16 protein-coding genes and 1 tRNA gene are annotated in these 21,265 nt (G+C 36.6%); 3 read left to right on the plus strand and 14 right to left on the minus strand.

Translation table 11 applies throughout. The annotated features are described in order from the left end of the window. The first annotated feature begins 13 nt into the window (after positions 1-13). A complete protein-coding gene (locus C1T31_RS06795) occupies positions 14-1,039 on the plus strand; it encodes a LacI family DNA-binding transcriptional regulator (RefSeq protein WP_103051718.1) in 1,026 nt (341 codons plus the stop codon). A 1-nt stretch (position 1,040) separates the two neighbouring features. Here C1T31_RS06795 and queG read toward each other — a convergent pair whose 3' ends face one another. From queG to C1T31_RS06845, 10 genes are all read right to left on the minus strand, one after another. Then, positions 1,041-1,967 carry a tRNA epoxyqueuosine(34) reductase QueG gene (queG, locus tag C1T31_RS06800; protein ID WP_103051719.1) on the minus strand — a complete coding sequence of 309 codons (927 nt, stop codon included), beginning with the start codon at positions 1,965-1,967 and terminating at the stop codon, positions 1,041-1,043. A 15-nt stretch (positions 1,968-1,982) separates the two neighbouring features. Continuing rightward, positions 1,983-3,005 carry a Holliday junction branch migration DNA helicase RuvB gene (gene ruvB, locus C1T31_RS06805; RefSeq protein WP_103051720.1) on the minus strand — a complete coding sequence of 341 codons (1,023 nt, stop codon included), beginning with the start codon at positions 3,003-3,005 and terminating at the stop codon, positions 1,983-1,985. A gap of 70 nt (positions 3,006-3,075) precedes the next feature. Then, positions 3,076-4,869 carry a cytochrome c oxidase subunit I gene (locus tag C1T31_RS06810; RefSeq protein WP_103051721.1) on the minus strand — a complete coding sequence of 598 codons (1,794 nt, stop codon included), beginning with the start codon at positions 4,867-4,869 and terminating at the stop codon, positions 3,076-3,078. Between the two features lie 35 nt (positions 4,870-4,904). Continuing rightward, positions 4,905-5,972, minus strand: a complete 1,068-nt coding sequence (locus C1T31_RS06815) for a cytochrome c oxidase subunit II (RefSeq protein WP_103051722.1) — start codon at positions 5,970-5,972, stop codon at positions 4,905-4,907. A 26-nt stretch (positions 5,973-5,998) separates the two neighbouring features. Continuing rightward, positions 5,999-7,372 carry a quinol:cytochrome C oxidoreductase gene (locus tag C1T31_RS06820; RefSeq protein ID WP_103051723.1) on the minus strand — a complete coding sequence of 458 codons (1,374 nt, stop codon included), beginning with the start codon at positions 7,370-7,372 and terminating at the stop codon, positions 5,999-6,001. 24 nt (positions 7,373-7,396) lie between these two features. Beyond that, positions 7,397-7,954, minus strand: a complete 558-nt coding sequence (locus C1T31_RS06825) for a c-type cytochrome (protein ID WP_165780079.1) — start codon at positions 7,952-7,954, stop codon at positions 7,397-7,399. Positions 7,955-7,960: 6 nt separating this feature from the next. Then, the gene (locus C1T31_RS06830) at positions 7,961-8,494 is read right to left on the minus strand and encodes a DUF3341 domain-containing protein (RefSeq protein ID WP_103051724.1); all 534 of its coding nucleotides are present in this window, start codon (positions 8,492-8,494) and stop codon (positions 7,961-7,963) included. 8 nt (positions 8,495-8,502) lie between these two features. Beyond that, positions 8,503-10,233, minus strand: a complete 1,731-nt coding sequence (gene nrfD, locus C1T31_RS06835; protein ID WP_103051725.1) for an NrfD/PsrC family molybdoenzyme membrane anchor subunit — start codon at positions 10,231-10,233, stop codon at positions 8,503-8,505. 31 nt (positions 10,234-10,264) lie between these two features. Next, positions 10,265-13,579 carry a TAT-variant-translocated molybdopterin oxidoreductase gene (locus C1T31_RS06840; protein ID WP_103051726.1) on the minus strand — a complete coding sequence of 1,105 codons (3,315 nt, stop codon included), beginning with the start codon at positions 13,577-13,579 and terminating at the stop codon, positions 10,265-10,267. A gap of 29 nt (positions 13,580-13,608) precedes the next feature. After that, the gene (locus C1T31_RS06845; RefSeq protein ID WP_103051776.1) at positions 13,609-14,895 is read right to left on the minus strand and encodes a c-type cytochrome; all 1,287 of its coding nucleotides are present in this window, start codon (positions 14,893-14,895) and stop codon (positions 13,609-13,611) included. Between the two features lie 214 nt (positions 14,896-15,109). On the opposite strand from C1T31_RS06845, the gene C1T31_RS06850 reads away from it, so the two are divergent. Continuing rightward, positions 15,110-15,511, plus strand: a complete 402-nt coding sequence (locus C1T31_RS06850; protein ID WP_103051727.1) for an SPOR domain-containing protein — start codon at positions 15,110-15,112, stop codon at positions 15,509-15,511. Between the two features lie 50 nt (positions 15,512-15,561). Here the strand turns inward: C1T31_RS06850 and infB are convergent, their stop codons facing one another. From infB to rimP, 3 genes are read right to left on the minus strand one after another with little or no spacing between them, the layout of a single operon-like run. Continuing rightward, a complete protein-coding gene (gene infB, locus C1T31_RS06855) occupies positions 15,562-18,285 on the minus strand; it encodes a translation initiation factor IF-2 (protein ID WP_103051728.1) in 2,724 nt (907 codons plus the stop codon). 31 nt (positions 18,286-18,316) lie between these two features. Further along, positions 18,317-19,549 (minus strand): transcription termination factor NusA, encoded by a 1,233-nt coding sequence (gene nusA / locus C1T31_RS06860; protein ID WP_103051729.1) that lies wholly within the window; start codon positions 19,547-19,549, stop codon positions 18,317-18,319. Between the two features lie 13 nt (positions 19,550-19,562). Then, a complete protein-coding gene (gene rimP, locus C1T31_RS06865; protein WP_103051730.1) occupies positions 19,563-20,024 on the minus strand; it encodes a ribosome assembly cofactor RimP in 462 nt (153 codons plus the stop codon). 156 nt (positions 20,025-20,180) lie between these two features. On the opposite strand from rimP, the gene C1T31_RS06870 reads away from it, so the two are divergent. Next, the gene (locus C1T31_RS06870) at positions 20,181-21,005 is read left to right on the plus strand and encodes a universal stress protein (RefSeq protein WP_103051731.1); all 825 of its coding nucleotides are present in this window, start codon (positions 20,181-20,183) and stop codon (positions 21,003-21,005) included. A gap of 62 nt (positions 21,006-21,067) precedes the next feature. On the opposite strand, the gene C1T31_RS06875 is transcribed toward C1T31_RS06870, so the two are convergent. Continuing rightward, a tRNA-Gln gene (locus C1T31_RS06875) sits at positions 21,068-21,140 on the minus strand. Positions 21,141-21,265: the final 125 nt, after the last annotated feature.

Raw genomic sequence — 21,265 nt, forward strand, 5'->3', positions numbered from 1 at the left:
TTTCAAATTAATTATGAAGCCAGCTACCCTTAAAGAAATAGCAGCAACCTTGGGGTTATCTATTTCAACTGTATCAAAAGCGCTTAAAGATTACCCAGATGTAAGTAATAAGACTAAAAAACTGGTAAAAGAGTTAGCAGAAACTTTAAATTATCGACCGAATGCTTTTGCGGTAAATTTAAGAACAAAAGAATCTAAAACGATTGGACTTGTTATACCTGAAGTTGTCCATCATTTTTTTTCAAGTGTAATAAAGGGAATAATTAGTGAAGCGGAAGATAAAGGATATTTGGTGATAATATTACAATCAAATGAATCATTTGAATTGGAAAAAAAACAAATTGAATTATTAGCCAACAAGCAAGTTGATGGTATTTTGATATCATTAGCCAATGGCACATATGACTTCTCACATATAAAAGCTGTTATGAATCAAGGTATCCCTTTAGTAATGTTTGACAAAATCGCTAAAATTGTGGACTGTTCAAAAGTAATTATTGATGATCAAAAAGCGGCTTTTGATGCAACCCAACATCTCATCGATACCGGATGCAAAAGAATAGCTCATTTCAGAGGACCATTAACTCCCCAAAATTCTATAGATAGATTTTTAGGTTATAAAAAAGCATTACTTCACAATCAGATTCCTTATGACCCTTCTTTAGTTTATATTTTGGATTCTATGAGTTTTGAAGAAGGTCAACATTTTACTAAAGAGTTATTAAAGGATCATGATGATATTGATGGTATATTTATTAATACTGATTTGGTTGCTATTGGGTCAATTACTGAATTAAATAAAAGAAATATAAAAATTCCTGAACAAATTTCTATAATTGGGTTTAGCAATTGGTTTATGTCTTCAGTAATTTCTCCTTCTCTATCTACAGTGAATCAACCTGGCTATTTGATGGGAAAAAAATCTTTCAAGTTACTTTATAAAGAAATTAAGAAAAGAAAAGAAGGTAAGAAAATTAATTATAAAAACATTGAGCTAAAAACTGATATTATATTAAGGGATTCGACCAAAAAATTATAGTCTATTGTTTTAAGAAATTGATATTTCTTTTCAACCCAGAGAATTTAGTTCGTTTTACGGCTGATTTTTTGAATACTTTTTTGAATGTCTCTTCGGTAATTTCCTCCCAATCTTGTTTGGTCATATCTAAAAGGTCTGGATGTGGATCGAATAAAGGTTCTTGGTGTGGTTTAGAAAAACGATTCCAAGGACAAACGTCTTGACACACATCACATCCAAACATCCAATTATCCATTTGGCCTTTAAACGTTGTCGGGATATTATCTTTCAACTCGATCGTTAAATACGAAATACATTTACTACCGTCTACAACATAAGGCTGAATAATGGCTTCTGTTGGGCACGCATCAATGCAGGCTGTACAGGTACCGCAATGGTCGGTAGTTGGTGAATCATAATCCAATTCTAAATCTACAATCAATTCGGCAATAAAATAAAATGACCCAACCTGCTGCGTTAACAAATTACTATGCTTCCCGATCCAACCTAAACCACTTTTGGCTGCCCAGGCTTTATCTAAAACTGGTGCCGAGTCTACAAAGGCGCGACCAGATATTTGACCTATTTCTTCTTGAATAAATTGTAGTAAGGCTTTCAATTTATCTTTAATCACAAAATGGTAATCAATTCCATAAGCATATTGGCTTATTTTTGGAGCCGATTCATCGTTCTGTTTTTCAGGATTATAATAATTGAGCAATAGTGAAATGACACTTTTGGAACCTTCAACTAATTTTGTTGGATCCAGACGTTTATCAAAATGATTTTCCATATATCGCATTTCTCCATGCCTGTTGTCTTTCAACCATTTTTCAAGTCTGGGCGCTTCTTCTTCTAAAAATTGAGCTTTACTAATACCACAAGATAAAAAACCGAGGCGTTTAGCTTCGGTTTTAATAAGTTGGGAATATTTTTCTTTAAGTGACATTCAGAACAATAAACTTTAAAACAATCCACCTTGAATAGGTCCCTTAATCTTACCTAGGTGTTTATAGGCCTGTTCTGTTACTTCCCTTCCACGAGGTGTTCTCATAATAAAACCTTGTTGAATTAAAAAAGGTTCATAAACCTCTTCTATGGTTTCCGCACTTTCACTTACTGCTGTGGCTAAAGTGGTAATTCCTACTGGACCGCCTTTGAATTTATCAATAATGGTTGACAGTATTTTATTGTCCATTTCATCCAATCCATGAGCATCCACATTCAACGCTTCAAGGGCAAAACGAGCAATTTTAATATCGATATTGCCATCACCTTTTATCTGTGCAAAATCACGCACTCTTCTTAAAAGGGCATTAGCTATTCGTGGTGTTCCTCGGCTTCTTCCTGCTATTTCAACGGCAGCTTCCATGGTAATGGGTACCTGTAAAATGGATGCACTTCGCTGTACAATAGTTGTTAGTAATTCGGTGTTATAATATTGTAATCTACTTTGTATACCAAATCGTGCTCGCATGGGAGCTGTAAGCAATCCTGAACGCGTAGTAGCTCCAACTAATGTAAAGGGGTTTAAATTGATTTGAACCGTTCTGGCATTAGGCCCAGATTCAATCATGATATCAATTTTATAATCCTCCATGGCCGAGTATAAATATTCTTCAACTATGGGACTCAATCGATGGATTTCATCAATAAACAACACATCACGATCTTCCAGATTGGTTAGTAACCCAGCCAAATCTCCTGGTTTATCCAAGACAGGACCAGAAGTTACTTTAATACCAACATTCAATTCGCTTGCTAGAATATGAGCCAAGGTTGTTTTTCCCAGTCCTGGAGGGCCATGAAATAAGGTATGATCTAAAGCTTCTTCACGACCATTAGCTGCTTGAACAAAAATTTGAAGATTTTCCAGCACCTGATCTTGACCCGTAAAATCATCAAAGGTTAAGGGCCTTAATTTTTTTTCTACATCAAGTTCTTCAGATGAAAAATGTTCGTTTGTTGGATTGAGATTCTCGTTCATATAACACAAATATAAACAAAAAGCCTTTCTAAATCAGAAAGGCCTTGTTAGTATTATTAAGTATCACTCACTAATGATGCAACTCTTCTTCTCCTTCTTTTAAAGGCACATTTTGAGGTACAAAATCATCATCGTGACCTGGTTTACTATAATCATATGACCAACGGTAAACATGTGGTATCTCACCTTCCCAGTTTCCGTGAATATGTTTAATTGGAGCTGTCCATTCTAAAGTAGTCGATCTCCATGGATTCTGAACTGTTTTCTCTCCAAAGAAAATACTACTAAAGAAGTTGTATAAGTATACCAATTGGAATACACCACCAACCAATGCAAAGACTGTAATGATGACATTCACATCAGCTAAATCATCAAACAATGGAAAATTAGAGTTCGTATAATAACGTCTTGGTAATCCTGCCATACCAATAAAATGCATTGGGAAGAACACGCCATAAGCACAAACGGCAGTTACCCAAAAATGGATATAACCCAAACGTTTATTCAACATACGACCAAACATTTTAGGGAACCAATGGTAAATACCAGCAAACATTCCATATAGTGCCGAAATACCCATTACCAAATGGAAGTGAGCCACTACGAAATACGTATCATGCACATTGATGTCTAATGCACTATCACCTAAAATAATACCAGTAAGTCCACCTGTGATAAACGTCGAAACAAATCCGATTGAGAATAGCATAGCCGGGTTCATTTGGAGGTTTCCTTTCCAAATAGTTGTAATCCAGTTAAAAGCTTTTACCGCCGAAGGGATTGCAATCAATAATGTTGTAAAAGTAAACACTGACCCAAGAAATGGATTCATACCAGAAACGAACATATGATGACCCCATACAATGGTAGATAGAAAAGCAATGGCTAAAATAGACATTACCATTGCTCGGTAACCGAAAATTGGTTTTCTCGAGTTGGAAGCCATAATTTCAGACACCAAGCCCATTGCAGGTAAAATTACAATGTATACTTCAGGATGACCTAAGAACCAGAATAAGTGTTCAAATAAAACAGGCGACCCCCCCTGATAGTGCAACACTTCCCCCTGGATAAATATATCTGATAGGAAAAATGAGGTTCCAAAGCTTCTATCCATTATTAATAATAACGCAGCAGATAATAATACTGGAAATGATACTACCCCAATTATTGCTGTAACAAAGAATGCCCAGATTGTTAATGGCAAACGTGTCATTGACATCCCTTTGGTACGTAAGTTAATGACAGTAACTATGTAGTTCAATGAACCTAATAAAGAAGACGCAATAAAGATAGCCATGGAGACTAACCATAGAGTCATACCCATACCTGATCCGCCTTGTGCCATTGGCAATGCTGAAAGCGGTGGGTAGATAGTCCAACCAGCTGCAGCAGGTCCTGCTTCAACAAATAAAGAGATAACCATGACAACACTAGAAAGGAAGAATAACCAATAAGATACCATATTCAAAAACCCTGATGCCATATCTCTAGCCCCAATCTGCAATGGAATCAACAGGTTACTAAATGTACCACTTAATCCAGCTGTAAGTACAAAGAACACCATGATTGTACCATGAATCGTTACTAGAGCCAAATAAATATCAGCATCCATAACACCATCAGGTGCCCATTTGCCCAACAATGCCTCAAACAATACATTAGGCTCTTCTGGCCATGCAATTTGCATACGAAACATTAAAGACATTAATACACCTATAACACCCATAATAGTACCTGTAATAAGATACTGCTTGGCAATCATCTTATGATCCTGACTAAAAATGTATTTAGTCACGAATGTTTCTTTATGATGATGTCCGTGATCGTCTTCGTGTGCGTGAGTATCTGCGTGTGTTGACATAATCTTCTATATACTTTTAAAAACTGTTTTTTTAATTACTTTAATAAAGAATCTTTAAATTCTTTTTGTTCAGCCATCCAAGCGTCATATTCTTCTTGAGTCTCAACAATTATTTTCATTTGCATGTTGTAATGTGATTTTCCACAAATTTTATTACAAAGCAATAAATAATCAAACTCATAGCGTTCTAATTCAGCCTCACCTTTGGCAACTAATTCCTTACTTTTCTCGACTCTGATTCTGTTGATGTTAGCAACTTTATCGATCATTTGAGGTGTTTGTCTCATTTCAGCAGTCGTTACTGTTGGTGTAAATCCAAACTGCGTGATCATACCAGGAACACAGTTCATTTGAGCTCTAAAATGCGGCATGTAAGCCGAGTGTAATACATCTTGAGAACGCATTTTGAATAATACTGGTCTACCAACCGGTAAGTGAAGTTCGGTTGTAATTACATCATCTTGAGCATTGGGATCCGATTCATCCAATCCTAAAATGTTGGCGTTATCAATATTGATTAAACGCACATTTGCTTGTCCCAAAGTATTGTCTTCACCTGCATAGCGCGCTTTCCAGTTAAATTGTTGCGCATATAGCTCCACAACCAATGGATCATCATCTTCATTGACATTCATGATGGTATTCCAGGTAAACAAACCGTATATGATTAGTCCAGCCAAAACTATTACTGGAATGATAGTCCAAATGGCTTCTAATGTATTGTTATCTGCAAAATACAAGGCTTTCTTACCTTCTTCACCTCTATATTTAAATGCGAAATAATGCAATAGATATTGAGTAATAGTCTGTACAATAAAAATGATGACCATAGAGATAATCATTAAATTATCGATTCCAGGTCCATGTTCAGATGCCGAATTTGACATTAATGGCAAATCACCCCATTTGACCATGCAAACTATGGTTATGACATAAATAAAGATTAGGAAACCAATCATTAAATAACCATTCAAGCGGTTATCATGATCATTGGCCACTTGGTTATTTGATACACCAACCTGTGCCAAATCAAATATCTTGACCATTTGCCAAATTGCAATAGCTATAAAAAGTACTATTATAATGGATAAAAAAGCTGTCATTGTCTTTTCTCTACTTTAATTAAATATTAATAATGAAAGTGTTCACTCTCTTTAATAAATGGATTCCCTTTAGCTAATAATGGATGTTTAGATAGTGCTGTAAACACTATAAATATGAACAACCCAGCAAAGAACATGATTGAACTTATTTCAGGGATACCAATAAACCATCTGTCTCCCACTGTAGCTGGCATAATCATATTGAAAACATCAATATAGTGACCACATAATATGACGATACCTGCCATTACTACAAACCAAGGAATACGCTTGTAATCACTATTCATAAGCACCAATAATGGGAATACGAAATTCATGACTACCATGCCAAGGAATGGTAATTTATAATCTGCAAAACGCGTTACAAAATAAGTAACCTCTTCTGGGATGTTCGAATACCAAATAAGCATGAATTGCGAGAACCACAGGTAAGTCCAGAAAATACTGATAGCAAACATGAATTTCGCTAAATCATGTAAGTGACTGTCATTAACAAATGGTAATAAATCTTTTGATTTTAGATACATGGTAATCATCGCAATAACGGTAATACCACTTACAAACATGCTGGCAAATACATACCAACCAAATAAGGTACTAAACCAGTGCGGATCAACACTCATAATCCAATCCCAAGACATCATAGACTCGGTATAGATATAGAACACTAAAAATCCAGCAGCGATTCTAAATGATTTTTTGAAATTTCGATTATCATTCACATCAGCTTTATCTTGCGCCAATGAGAACTTACGTGCAAAGTGTCTGTATAAACTCCATCCAGCAATAAAGATTAATCCACGAATGATAAAACCAGTCATATTTAAAAATCCTGATTTACCTTGTAATAATTTATCGTGTGCAACCTCTTCAGGATCCATCCAAATAAAAATATTATAATGCCCAATCGTTCCTGAAGCAACTGCAATTGCCAATACAATTAAAGCACCAGGCAACACATAAGCTGTAATAGCTTCCATAATTCTGAACAGTACGGGTGACCAACCTGCTTGCGCTGCAAACTGAATGGCATAAAACGCTAAAACACCCAATGCAATCATAAAGAAAAAGAAAGCGGCTACATAGAAAGCCGACCAAGGTCTATTGGCTATCTGATGTTGTACATGCTCTACATGTTTCGTATGCTCATCTACTTGTTCTTCAGCTGAATCAGCATGACCTTCTCCATGAGCAGCTTCAGCAGCGTGAGCATCATGACTAGTTCCATGTGCAGCTTCTTCACCATGACCTCCTCCGTGATGGGAAGCCTCTTCTGTCAAGATGGTTTCCACCTCTTCAAAAGATTTGTGAGATGTCATAAAACCATATCCCACACCAAGCGCTCCAATAATCATTAGGGCTATAGAAACGGTCTTTAATTTATTCGAGAATGTGTACATATCTATATATAAACTTTATCGTTCTTATTTTTCTAATTTAGCTTTTAGATCCATAACGTAAGCCACAACTTGCCAACGCTCTTGTTCATTCAATTGGTTAGCGTAAGACCCCATGGCATTTTTACCATAATAAATAGTGTGGTATACACTACCTTCGGTAATAGCCCTTCCCACATCATCATAACTAGGGATACCTAAAATTTTCTCACGCTTGACTAAATTACCTTGACCATCACCTTTATTACCATGACAAATACCACAATAAATATCATACAGTTCTTTCCCTTTAGCCAGATCAACTTGCATTGAATCGAGAGGACTCATTAAATTTTCTTTTGCAAAATTGTAGCCGTCAGTTGTATTTTCAATGTCAAAAGGTTTGAAACCTCTTGGAATACTGCCCTCTGCAGGTAACTGTCCTTCTTTACCGTTTTTAAATGCATCCGATTCAGCATAGGTTTCATAACCAACTGGTTCGTACATGTTTGGCATGAATTGATAGTTCGGTCTAGAATCCTTTTTACAGGAAACCACCACAATCAATACTAATGCTACAAGTGTTATTTTAAATAAGCTTTTCATAATATACTAGTGCGCTTCTTTTTCAACTATATTTAATTCTACAGCTCCGGTTTCTTTCAATAAACTTTCTAATTCCTTTTCATTTCCATGAATGGCAATTTCCATCAAGAAATGATCATCAGTTGTTCTTTTATCAGGATTTTCAGCTTTTTTAAATGGCCACATTCTACTACGTAAATAAAAAGTGATTACCATTAAATGCGCTGCGAAGAATACCGTTAACTCGAACATAATAGGTACGAAAGCTGGCATATTCTCCAAGTAGCTAAAGCTAGGCTTTCCACCAATATTTTGAGGCCAATCTTGTATCATGATGAAATTCATCATCACTATCGCAACTGTTAAACCAATGCAACCATAAATAAATGATGCAATGGCTATTCGTGTTGGTTCCAAGCCCATTGCCTTGTCCAATCCATGAACAGGAAAAGGTGTGTAAACTTCTTCTATATGATGTTTTTCTGCTTTAACTCGTTTAACAGCGGACATTAATACATCGTCATCTGTATAAATAGCGTGAATTACTTTTGAAGCTTCCATATGCTACTTTAGTTTAATAAATTTTTAGCTTGTCCAGACCAATCATCACGTTCTGCTCTTCCTGGGAACAAACCGGTAATTTCATCCAACAAATCATATTCTTTTTTAGTCATTTTACTCACTTGTAAGAAAGTATAAATGCCTATGCTATTGAGTGCTTCTTCCATTTTAGGACCAACACCATTTATCTTCTTTAAATCATCAGCAGATTGCGATTCTGAATCAAAAGAACCAATACTTGATAATAAATTATTGATTTTATCAGAATGATCAACCGCCAGATGTGATTCAGCTGTTTCTTTTGGTAGTTTTAATACAGATGTTCTAGCATCCGCTCCAGTACCAACTAAACTTTCACCTCTTTCTCTGATATTCTTATAACGTTGTCCAGAAGATTTCAAAATAGTTTTAACCTCTGCTTGTGCAATTACAGGGAATGTTCTAGCATACAATAGGAATAATACAAAGAAGAATCCAATCGTTCCGATGAAAATTCCAATATCCACAAACGTTGGTGAGAACATAGTCCAAGAAGATGGTAAGTAATCACGGTGTAAAGACGTTACAATAATTACAAAACGCTCAAACCACATACCAATATTTACTACAATAGAGATAAAGAATGAGAACATAATACTGGTACGTAATTTTTTGAACCACATAAATTGTGGTGAAAACACGTTACAGCTCATCATAGCCCAATATGCCCACCAGTAAGGTCCAGTTGCTCTGTTTAAAAAGGCATATTGTTCGTATTCAACTCCAGAGTACCACGCAATAAACAACTCCGTAATGTAGGCCACACCAACTATTGAACCCGTAATCATGATGACTATGTTCATTAATTCAATGTGTTGAACCGTAATATAATCTTCAAGGCTACACACTTTTCTCATAATAATAAGAAGCGTGTTTACCATAGCAAATCCAGAGAAAATAGCACCAGCAACGAAGTATGGCGGGAATATAGTAGTGTGCCAACCTGGAATTACCGACGTTGCGAAGTCAAACGATACAATAGTATGTACAGAAAGTACTAAAGGCGTTGCTAAACCTGCAAGAACCAAAGAAACTTCTTCAAAACGTTGCCAATCTTTCGCACGACCTGTCCAACCGAAGCTCAATAAAGAATATATTTTCTTTTGAAATGGTTTCACAGCTCTATCACGAATCATGGCGAAATCAGGTAATAATCCTGTCCACCAGAATACTAACGATACTGATAAATAGGTGGAAATTGCAAAAACGTCCCAAAGTAATGGCGAGTTAAAGTTCACCCAAAGCGATCCAAATTGGTTTGGAATTGGTAATACCCAATATCCTAACCAAGGACGACCCATGTGAATAATAGGAAACAAACCAGCCTGAACTACCGAGAATATTGTCATGGCTTCCGCAGAACGGTTAATTGCCATTCTCCATTTTTGACGGAACAGTAATAGTACTGCAGAAATCAACGTTCCTGCGTGACCAATACCAACCCACCAAACGAAGTTAGTAATATCCCAAGCCCAACCTACGGTTTTATTTAAACCCCAAGTTCCAATACCTGTTGAAATTGTATAGATAATACAGCCTATTCCCCAAAGGAATGCTACAAGACTTATAGAAAATACAATCCACCAAGATTTATTTGCTTTACCTTCAACAGGTGCTGCTACATCCACAGATACATCGTGGTATGATTTTTCGCCTGTAACTAAAGGTCTTCTAATAGGTGCTTCGTAATGAGACGCCATAATCCTTTTATAATTGTTTCTTAATTAATGTTTATGCTTCAGTTGTATTTCTCACTTTAGTTTGGTACATCACGTTTGGTTTTGTTCCAACGTGCTCCAATAAGTGGTACATACGGTTATCTTCTTTAAGGTGAGCCACCTTACTTTCTTTATCATTGATATCTCCAAATGTCATAGCGCCACTGCTACATGCAGCAGAACATGCTGTTTGGAATTCACCATCCTTGATTTGACGTCCATCACGCTTGGCATCTAAAATGGTCTTTTGTGTCATTTGGATACACATAGAACATTTTTCCATCACACCACGTGAACGAACTGTTACATCTGGATTCAATACCATACGACCTAAATCATCATTCATGTGGTAATCAAACTCATCGTTTTGAGCGTATAAGAACCAGTTGAAACGACGTACTTTATAAGGACAGTTGTTTGCACAGTATCTCGTACCTACACAACGGTTATAAGCCATGTGGTTTTGACCTTGACGACCATGTGATGTTGCCGCTACTGGACAAACTGTTTCACAAGGTGCATGATTACAATGCTGACACATAACTGGTTGGAAAGCTACTTGTGGGTTTTCAGAAGCGCTTTCCATTCTTTCAAATGTAGATAAAGACCCATCCCCTTGTCTATCTCCAAAGACATAGTTCCCTAGACCTAAACCATCGGCATTTTCTTTTTCTTTATTATCGCCTTCAAAAGACTCTTCAGAAGAATAATATCTGTCAATACGTAACCAGTGCATATCACGACTACGACGAACTTCTTCTTTACCTACAACAGGTACGTTGTTTTCTGCGTGACATGCAATCACACAAGCACCACAACCTGTACAAGCATTCAAATCAATTGAAAGATTGAAGTGATGACCGATAGAACGATCAAACTCATCCCAAAGATCAACATCTGGAGATGTTACTGGCGTTTCTTCATGATTTAAAGAAACAACAGGAATTGCATTCCAGTATTTTTTATCTTTAGTATTGAAAATTTCTAATGAGGTTTCCTTAATAATATCACCACGACCCATTAAAGTGTTATGCAACTGAACACAAGCAAATTCATGCATTCCAGATGCTGGTTCAACTATAACGTTTTGAACATTATTGGAACCGTAATATAAGGTGAAGGCGTTAACGCCTGTTTTCATTTCGTCTTTTAATCCAGCTGAACGACCATATCCAAAGGATAGACCAACAGTCCCATTAGCCTGACCTGGCTGAATAAGAACAGGAACGTTATTTAAAGTCGTTCCGTTAACAGTAACGTTTGCATAGCTACCGTCTAAAGCGCCTGTTGCTACATGAACATTCTTAAGTCCAATTCTGTCGGCATCCGCTTTGGAAACCGTTAAGTAGTTATCCCAAGATACTCTTGAAATTGGATCAGGAAACTCCTGCAACCATGGGTTGTTTGCTTGTTGGCCATCACCCATTCCTGTTTTGGTGTATAACACCAATTCCATATCAGAACCCGATGTGTTAGCCAAAGCTCTCGCAGCTGCTCCAGCGGACACCACATTCATTGCAGCAGATCCATCTGCAGAACCTCCTGTTGAAACAGTCTCCGTAGATGTTGTTGTGACGTATTCTTCTTTATCTTCCTCAGCAATACCTAATCCAACTGCAGCATCATGAATAATACCTCCTACTAATGTTCTGTCTTTTTTCTCTTTTAATTCCGTTGAAGTGGTTTCGATAGTTTCTGTAGTACTGGTTGAAGCACCTCCAAAGTAAACACTACCTTTAACAAAAACACCATCATGTAATGCTTTGTTAAAAGACGATCCACCCAATACACTGGTATTCCAAGTTTCCTTTATATAATTATGATAAGAATTTGAACCTAAACTACCTTGAGTCCACAGGATAAGCATTTCTTGAAACTGTCTAGTATCAAACAATGGACGGATTGTAGGCTGCGTCAAAGCAAAATGCCCTTTCTTCATTTCAACATCACCCCAAGACTCCAAATAATGTGGTGCTGCAGCTATGTATTGACATTTTGAAGATGTCTCATCTGACTTCATTGAAAATGCAACAGACAATTCAGTTTTAGCTAAACCTGATTCAAATTCCGAGGCATTAGCTAAAGTATACATGGGGTTCACACCACTCATGATAATAGCACCAACCTTACCTGCATTCATATCTGCAATTAAAGTTTGTACCGCTTTATCATTTCCTTGTCTGGTTTTTATAGGTGTAATAGGATCAAATGCTTGACTTCCTAAATGCTCATTGATGGCAAATACAACCGTTTGCGCATTGACATCTTGAATACCTGTAACCACTACAGCTTTTCCTTTTGCTGCTTTAAGTTCAGACGCTGCTTTACTTACAGCCTCTGCTATATGTTCTGGTAATTCTACAGATACCGAACCGCCAACTACTTCGCTATATAATTTTGCTAAAGCCAATTTTTGCTGACTAGCTGTCATGGGCACACGCTTATCAGCATTAGCACCCGTTAATGACATATTAGATTCAAACTGAATATGACGAGACATTTTACCATGATCTGGCACGCGATTTTTTGCATAGCCAGAATCAAATCCGCCACCTTGCCAATCACCTAAAAAGTCTGCACCAACAGAAACAATCGTCATCGCTTTAGAGAAATCATAATTGGCTAAACCACGCTCTCCGTAATTAGCTTGATAGGCATCTAAAGCAGCAGATTCTGAAACCGCATCATAAACCACATGACGAACATTGCCATATTTAGCTTTGAATTCAGCAACCAATTTCGAAGTTGATGGACTGGCAAAAGTTTGTGTCAATAACACAATTTGTTTACCAGATCCACTTAAGCTGTTCAATTTTTGAGTAGTTTCCGTATCAAAATTGCTCCAAGAAATTGGGTTACCATCTTTCGTTGGGCCTTGTACTCTCAAACTATCATACAAACCAAGAACCGATGCATTTACTCTGGCATTTGCACTACCATTGGTAGCAGCCATAGCATTGTTCTCAATTTTAATTGGACGACCTTCACGGGTTTTCACTAAAACACTTGCAAAATCATACCCATCTGCAATGGTTGTTGCATAGTAATTGGCAACACCTGGAATAATCTCCTCTGGCTGCACAACATAAGGTATAGATTTAATAACTGGTCCTTCACAGGCAGCTAAAGAAGCTGCAGCTGTACTAAAACCAACATATTTTAAGAAATCACGACGGGTTGTTTTCGAGTCACTTAATGATTCTTTATTCCCTAAAAACTCATCAGTAGGAATCTCTTGAACAAATTCGTTTTGTTTCAGCGTCTCAACAATAGAGCTATTCTCGTTTAGCTCTTCAACACTTTTCCAGTATTTCTTGTTTGATGACATATTATATAATTGAATTACTTCTTAATAAATTAATAATGACACTTACCACATTCCAATCCGCCCATTTGAGCAGCTGTCAATTGGTCTACACCGTACTTTTTAGATAATTCTGCATGAATTTTCTCGTAGTAAGCATTGTCTTGTACTTTCACATTGGTTTCTCTGTGACAGTTAATACACCAACCCATGGTCAATGGTGCATGTTGATACATAATCTCCATTTCTTCAACTGGTCCATGACAAGTTTGACATTCAATACCTGCAACAGAAACATGTTGAGAGTGATTGAAATAAGCAAAGTCTGGTAAATTATGAATACGCACCCATTTTACAGGTTGTGATTCACCGGTATATTTTTGATCGGCATCACTCCATCCTGCAGCGGCATATAATTTTTGAATTTCACCGTCATAGAACTCTTTTGAATATTCTGGACTAGTCTCTCCTTTGTATTCGTAAATAGATTTATGACAGTTCATACAAATATTCAAGGAAGGAATTCCTGAATGCTTACTAACTCTAGCCGAAGAGTGGCAGTATTTACAATCGATACCGTTATCACCTGCGTGAATTTTATGAGAGAAATGTATTGGCTGTACTGGTTGGTAGCCTTGATCAATACCTATTTGCATGAGGTAACCATAAACAAAATAACCACTAGCCAACAATAAGAAAATAGCTGTAACCAATACCAAAAATTGATTTTGAATAAACGCTTTCCAAATTGGTGTGCCTTTCGTTTCAGAAACATCCACACCTTTAGCTTCAGCAAAACGATTTAACGTTTGTCTGACCAAAATAAGCGCCATGGCTAATAAGGCAAACAACACCGCTAAAGCACCTAAAACTAATTTATTTGAGAAACCGCTTTCTTGAGAAGAGCCTTCACCACCACCAGTTGTAACTTCAACAACAGGCGCAGGAGCCTCTTCAGCCGTATAAGCCAAAATGTCTGAAATATCCTGATCAGTTAATTGAGGCATTGGCGTCATCGCTGCACCGCCATACTCATTATAAATCTTTACTGCATAAGCATCTCCTGAAGCTACAACAGCCGCACTGTTGTGAATCCAAGCAGTAATCCATGCTCTATCCAATCCTTCTTCATCTGCCAATCGTTGCTCGACATTTCTAAGAGCAGGCCCTGTCATCTTCTTATCCAGCTGATGACAAGCAGCACAATTGGTGTTAAATAAAGTTTTTCCTTTTGCTGGGTCGCCTTCTTGGGCAGAAAGTGAGGTTGAAAACGCTAGTAAAATAATTAAACTTAAACGGAGAATGTTTTGGCTTAATTTTCGGTGATTCACCTGTTTCATATTATTAGTTGAATTAACTTCTAAACTTTGGTATGATTTTTTCATTTAATAACAGAAAAAAATACAATAATAAAATCTCACGCAAAAGTAACATTTAAAGTCGATTTTAGAAATGTTACAGAAGTGTTAATTGTTAATTTAGAGAAATTCTAAATAATAAAATACCCGAAGATTTAGTTATTATCATTTACATTTGTATAAAACACCATTGAAAATGAAATTATTGAACATAAAATTCCTGATACCAACCTTATTTTTAGCAGTCATAACCATTCATACTTCCCATGCTCAACAAGGCCGTGTGGTCATAAATCAAGATGATGATTTGGTAAAATTATTGGCTCTAAAGCGAGATATGAATCTGAATGATAATGATTCCGATCGTTATAAAATTCAGATTTTTTCAGGTAATCGTCATGATGATGCCCAAAAAGCCAAGTCAAAATTACAGGCAAAATTACCCAATTTACCAGTAAGTTTGGAGTTTGAAACACCGAATTATAAAGTTTGGGTTGGAAATTTTAGAAGCCGATTGGAAGCTGACAGAAGTTTGGTTAAAGTCCAGAAAGAATTCCAAAACGCTTTTGTATTTAAACCTAAAAAAGAAAAAGAATAAACAAAAAAAGCGACCGATTGGTCGCTTTTTTTATAGTCTGTTTTCAAAGCTTATTTTAGCTTCTTTTTTACTTCTACTTCTTGGAAAGCTTCAATGATATCACCTTCTTTAATATCGTTGTAGTTTTTAATTTGCATACCACAATCGTATCCTTTAGAAACTTCTTTTACATCGTCTTTAAAACGTTTTAGCGAAGCCAGTTCACCTGTGTAAACCACAACACCATCGCGAATTAAACGCACGCCTGAATTTCTATAAATCTTGCCACTTGTTACCATACAACCAGCGATACTTCCAATTTTAGACACCTTGAATATTTCTCTGATTTCAGCAGTACCTGTTATCTCTTCTTTTAATTCAGGAGACAACATACCTTCCATAGCATCCTTAAGGTCATTAATAGCATCATAGATGATTGAGTACATTCTGATATCTATTTCTTCCTTATCGGCTATTTGACGGGCGTTACCCATTGGTCTCACGTTAAATCCAATAATTACCGCATCTGAAGCCGAAGCTAATAAGACGTCGCTTTCTGTAATTGGACCAACACCTTTATGGATAATATTCACTTGAATTTCTTCTGTAGATAGTTTCTGGAATGAATCTGTTAATGCTTCCACAGAACCATCCACATCTCCTTTAAGTATGATATTCAGCTCTTGGAAATCGCCTAAAGCAATTCGACGACCAATTTCATCTAGCGTAATATGACGCTGCGTTCTAACAGATTGTTCTCGCTGTAATTGTGTACGTTTCGATGCAATTTGTTTTGCTTCGCGTTCATCCTCAAATACACTAAACTTATCACCTGCTTGAGGTGCACCGTCTAAACCTAATATTGACACAGGTGTTGATGGTCCAGCTGCTTTAACTTCTTTACCACGTTCATCGTGCATGGCTTTCACCTTACCGCTGTTTTTACCAGCCAACACATAATCACCGACTTTTAAGGTACCAGCCTGAACTAGAATCGTGGATACATATCCTCGACCTTTATCCAAGAATGCTTCCACAACGGTCCCTTGCGCTGGTTTATCTGGGTTGGCTTTGAGCTCTAATAATTCCGCCTCAAGCAACACTTTTTCCAATAATTCTTTTACACCTTGGCCTGTTTTCGCTGAAATATCATGCGATTGAATTTTTCCACCCCAATCTTCAACCAATAAATTCATATTGGCCAATCCTTCTTTTATCTTATCCGGATTTGCAGTTGGTCTATCTATCTTGTTAATCGCAAATACAATTGGCACACCCGCTGCTTGTGCATGCGAAATGGCTTCTTTGGTTTGTGGCATGATATCATCATCAGCTGCAATGACAATGATGGCAATATCTGTGACTTGAGCACCACGAGCACGCATGGCCGTAAAGGCCTCGTGACCTGGTGTATCTAAAAACGCGATTTTTTGACCACTTTCCAATTCAACACCATAAGCACCAATGTGCTGTGTGATACCACCTGACTCACCTGCTATGACATTCTCTTCACGAATATAATCCAATAACGAGGTTTTACCGTGATCAACGTGACCCATTACTGTAACAATTGGCGCACGTGGTTTTAAGTCTTCTGGTTTATCTTCAACTTCTTCGATTGATTCTTCAATATCAGCTGTAACAAACTCCACTTCATAACCAAATTCTTCAGCAACAATGGTCAATGTTTCAGCATCCAATCGTTGGTTCATGGTCACCATCATTCCCAGCGACATACAGGCCGAAATAATTTCGGTTACCGATACATCCATCATAGTGGCAACTTCACTGGCTGTAACAAACTCGGTTACCTTCAGGATCTTACTTTCAGCTGCTTCTGCCTGTAAATCTTTTTCGGTTTGTTCTCTGTGCTGGTCACGCTTTTCACGACGGTACTTAGCACCCTTACCTTTACTTGATTTACCTTGAAGTTTTTCTAGTGTTTCACGTACTTGTTTTTGTACTTCTTCTTCACTTGGCTCCTCCTTAACAATATTTCTTCTGCCTTTTCCTCCAGACTTACCTTTAAATCTGTCATTACCGCCACCTCTAGAAAAATTATTGTCGTCTGGACCTCCAGCTTTACTGATACGTCTACGCTTTTTCCTTCCGGTACCAGCTTCTTTATTATCAGTCTTTTTCTCTTCTTTTTTCTTTTTAGGCTTATTGAATTGTGTTAAATCAATCTTATCGCCAGCAATTTTAGGCCCAGAAAGTTTTTGATATTGAGTTTTTACTTTTTCTTCAGCAGGTTCTTCTTGCTCTTGACTTTCGGTTTTCTTTTCTGCTGTTTCTTTCTTCGGTTTATCTGAAGCTTTCTCTTCTTTTTTTGCTTTAGGAGTCTCCTCTTTTACAGGCACTTCTTTATTTCCAGTTTCTTCAGCTTCTTCAACTTTAGGTTCTTTAGGTTTTGCAGGCTTTTTCTTATCGGCATCCAAGTCGATTTTTCCAACTTGCTTAGGCCCTGAAAGCGTTGATTTTGCTTTAACAACTTCTTCTTTCTCCGCTGCTTCTTTTTTGGCTCTTGCTTGCTCTTTCTCTTCTAATTCACGTTCACGCTGAATCCTTAATGCTTCCTTTTCTTTCTGTTTAGCCTCACTAACCTCTTGAGATTTTGCTTTTTTATTGGCATCTGTCTCAAACTCGTCCTGCAAAAGTTGGTGTACTTCTTCAGATATTTTTGTGGTTGGTCGCTTCTCTATTTCAATGCCTTTAGAGTCTAAATACTCAACAGCACGATCTAGCGAAATATTAAGTTCACGTAATACTTTATTTAATCTAATTGTTTCAGCCATAAATTGCCTTTAAAATAACCTAAAATTATATTTAATCTTCGAATTCCTCCTTAAGAATTCTAATAACATCTAAAATTGTTTCTTCTTCTAAATCTGTACGCTTAACTAAATCATCAACTTCCTGCTCTAAAATACTTTTTGCTGTATCCAATCCAGCTTTGCTGAATTCTTCAATAATCCACTCATCGATTTCATCAGAGAACTCACGTAACTCGACGTCTTCTTCGGCACCTTCCCTGAACACATCAATCTCATAACCAGTTAATTGGCCAGCCAAACGAATGTTATGACCACCTCTACCGATAGCCTTGCTTACCTCTTCAGGCTTTAAGATAGCTTCAGCGCGTTTGTTTTCTTCATCAATCTTTATAGAAGTCACTCTTGCAGGACTCAAGGCTCTTGTAATGAATAGTTGTAAGTTATTGGTATAATTAATAACATCAATATTTTCATTACCCAACTCACGAACAATACCATGAATTCTGGATCCTTTCATACCAACACACGCACCTACTGGATCAATTCTGTCATCATAAGAATCCACAGCTACTTTAGCTTTTTCACCTGGAATCCTAACAACTTTTTTAACCGTAATCAAGCCATCAAAAACTTCAGGAATTTCTTGCTCGAACAATTTCTCCAAAAATTCTGGAGCCGTTCTTGACATGATAATAGCTGGTTTGTTTCCTTTAAGCTCAACACTCTCAATTATACCACGAACATTATCGCCTTTTCTAAAGAAATCTGATGGTATTTGTTTTTCCTTTGGAAGGATAATTTCATTGCCTTCATCATCCAGTAAAATAACTGCTCTATGACGTATGTGGTGAACTTCAGCCGTGTAAATATCACCAACTAAATCCTTAAATTGCTTATAGATATTGGTATTATCATGCTCATGGATTTTAGAAATCAAGTTCTGCCTTAATGCTAAAATTGAACGACGTCCTAAATCTATTAACTTCACTTCTTCGGATACATCCTCTCCAACTTCAAAATCAGGCTCAATCTTTCTAGCTTCAGACAACGATATTTCCTGATTAGGCTCTTCTACTTCTCCATCGGCTACAACCACACGATTTCTCCAGATTTCCAAATCTCCCTTATCAGGGTTAATAATGATATCGAAATTGTCATCATCACCAAACTTCTTCTTCAATGCATTTCTAAACACATCTTCTAAAATCGCCATTAGGGTTACACGATCTATTAATTTATCGTCTTTAAATTCTGAGAAAGACTCAATTAACGCAAGATTTTCCATATCTCTCTTTTAATTAAAATTTTATCATAACTTTTGCTTCTACAATATCTTCATAGGCAATGTCTGCCTGTTTTTGAACCGTCACTTTTCCTTTACCAACTGGTTTAGGTTCTCTAGCTTTCCAGTTTAAGGTGATTTTCGCCTCATCAGCATTCGTAAGTGTTCCTTTATACTGTCCATCATGAGTCGCTACCTCTAAATCCCTGCCAACACTTTTAACATATTGTCTTTGATTAACTAAAGGTGCAGCAGCTCCAGCTGACGCTACTTCCAAGGAAAAATCTTGATCCTCACGATCTAAATTATGCTCAATGGCCCGACTTATAAAAATACAATCATCTACTGTAACGCCTCGATCGCCGTCAATGATAACCTTAATGTTATTATCATTTGAAATAGTCAGGTCTATAAGAAAAAGATCTTCTCTTTCCTCAAGTCCTTCAGCCAATAATTTTTCTACTAGTTCCTTAAACATTTTTGGTATAAAAAGAGGGGACTTCCCGTCCCCTCATAATATCTTTTAACTTTCAACGGTGCAAATATACAACAATTAAATTGAATTCCATAATGATTGAAATATCAATTTTTATTCTTAATTTTATTCGCAACTACTAATCCAGAAATTCCTTTTATGAAAAAAATACTCGTTCCTACAGATTTTTCAAAACAAGCCGAAAATGCCTTACAAGTTGCAGCTCAATTAGCCAAAAAACATGGTAGTGAGATTTATTTACTCCACATGCTTGAATTGCCTTTAAGCCAAGTGGATGCTTTAAGCCAACACAGCGAATTACCTGAAGCCATGTTTTTTATGAAATTAGCACATAAAAAGTTTGAGCAAACCATGAGTCAAGATTATTTAGATGATGTGGTTGTGCATGAAACCGTTGATTTCAATCAAACATTTACAGGCATAAAAAACACTTGTAAGGAACATGGAATTGATTTAATCATTATGGGCTCTCATGGCTCTAGCGGATTCAAAGAAATGTTTATTGGATCCAATACGGAAAAAGTGGTTAGAACAGCTGAAGTACCTGTTCTAGTGATTAAAAATGAGCATGAGAATTTTAAAATTGACAACTTTGTTTTTGCATCCGACTTTAAAAATGACAACAAAGAAACTTACAGACAAGCGACTGAGTTAGCTAAAGCGTTTGGTGCTAAAATTCATTTATTATTTGTTAATACTGCCAGTAATTTCGTTACAACAGCCACTGCCAAAGCCAGAATAATGGATTTTATTAAAGATTATGATTTTGAGGATTATTCTATTTCTATTTATAATGATGAAAGTGTTGAAAAAGGCATTTTAAATTTTTCTCACATCATTGGTGCCGATTTAATAGGGATTAGTACACACGGAAGGCAAGGAATCGCGCATTTCTTTAATGGCAGTATCAGTGAAGATTTAGTCAACCATGCCAAGCGACCGGTAGTGACTTTTAAAATTTAATTGAAAAACCATCATAAAACAAAAAACCTAATCAATAAAGATTAGGTTTTTTTAATTACTTGTTGGCCTACTAGGGCTCGAACCTAGACTCTTCTGGACCAAAACCAGACGTGTTGCCAGTTACACCATAGGCCATTGTGTAATTGAGGTTGCAAATTTAAAACAAAGTTTCGTTTGCACAAACATTTTTTACATAAAATAATACTCCAAAACTTAACGTTTCCTTAAAAGTATTTTTGGTTTGATATTTATTGTTAAAT

This window comes from Hanstruepera neustonica (assembly GCF_002895005.1).
GTDB lineage: Bacteria > Bacteroidota > Bacteroidia > Flavobacteriales > Flavobacteriaceae > Hanstruepera > Hanstruepera neustonica.

Coding starts and splice junctions, on each gene's coding strand:
- C1T31_RS06795 (WP_103051718.1), top strand. CDS start 14: ATGAAGCCAGCTACCCTTAAAGAAATAGCAGCAACCTTGGGGTTATCT.
- queG (WP_103051719.1), bottom strand. CDS start 1,967: ATGTCACTTAAAGAAAAATATTCCCAACTTATTAAAACCGAAGCTAAA.
- ruvB (WP_103051720.1), bottom strand. CDS start 3,005: ATGAACGAGAATCTCAATCCAACAAACGAACATTTTTCATCTGAAGAA.
- C1T31_RS06810 (WP_103051721.1), bottom strand. CDS start 4,869: ATGTCAACACACGCAGATACTCACGCACACGAAGACGATCACGGACAT.
- C1T31_RS06815 (WP_103051722.1), bottom strand. CDS start 5,972: ATGACAGCTTTTTTATCCATTATAATAGTACTTTTTATAGCTATTGCA.
- C1T31_RS06820 (WP_103051723.1), bottom strand. CDS start 7,372: ATGTACACATTCTCGAATAAATTAAAGACCGTTTCTATAGCCCTAATG.
- C1T31_RS06825 (WP_165780079.1), bottom strand. CDS start 7,954: ATGAAAAGCTTATTTAAAATAACACTTGTAGCATTAGTATTGATTGTG.
- C1T31_RS06830 (WP_103051724.1), bottom strand. CDS start 8,494: ATGGAAGCTTCAAAAGTAATTCACGCTATTTATACAGATGACGATGTA.
- nrfD (WP_103051725.1), bottom strand. CDS start 10,233: ATGGCGTCTCATTACGAAGCACCTATTAGAAGACCTTTAGTTACAGGC.
- C1T31_RS06840 (WP_103051726.1), bottom strand. CDS start 13,579: ATGTCATCAAACAAGAAATACTGGAAAAGTGTTGAAGAGCTAAACGAG.
- C1T31_RS06845 (WP_103051776.1), bottom strand. CDS start 14,895: ATGAAACAGGTGAATCACCGAAAATTAAGCCAAAACATTCTCCGTTTA.
- C1T31_RS06850 (WP_103051727.1), top strand. CDS start 15,110: ATGAAATTATTGAACATAAAATTCCTGATACCAACCTTATTTTTAGCA.
- infB (WP_103051728.1), bottom strand. CDS start 18,285: ATGGCTGAAACAATTAGATTAAATAAAGTATTACGTGAACTTAATATT.
- nusA (WP_103051729.1), bottom strand. CDS start 19,549: ATGGAAAATCTTGCGTTAATTGAGTCTTTCTCAGAATTTAAAGACGAT.
- rimP (WP_103051730.1), bottom strand. CDS start 20,024: ATGTTTAAGGAACTAGTAGAAAAATTATTGGCTGAAGGACTTGAGGAA.
- C1T31_RS06870 (WP_103051731.1), top strand. CDS start 20,181: ATGAAAAAAATACTCGTTCCTACAGATTTTTCAAAACAAGCCGAAAAT.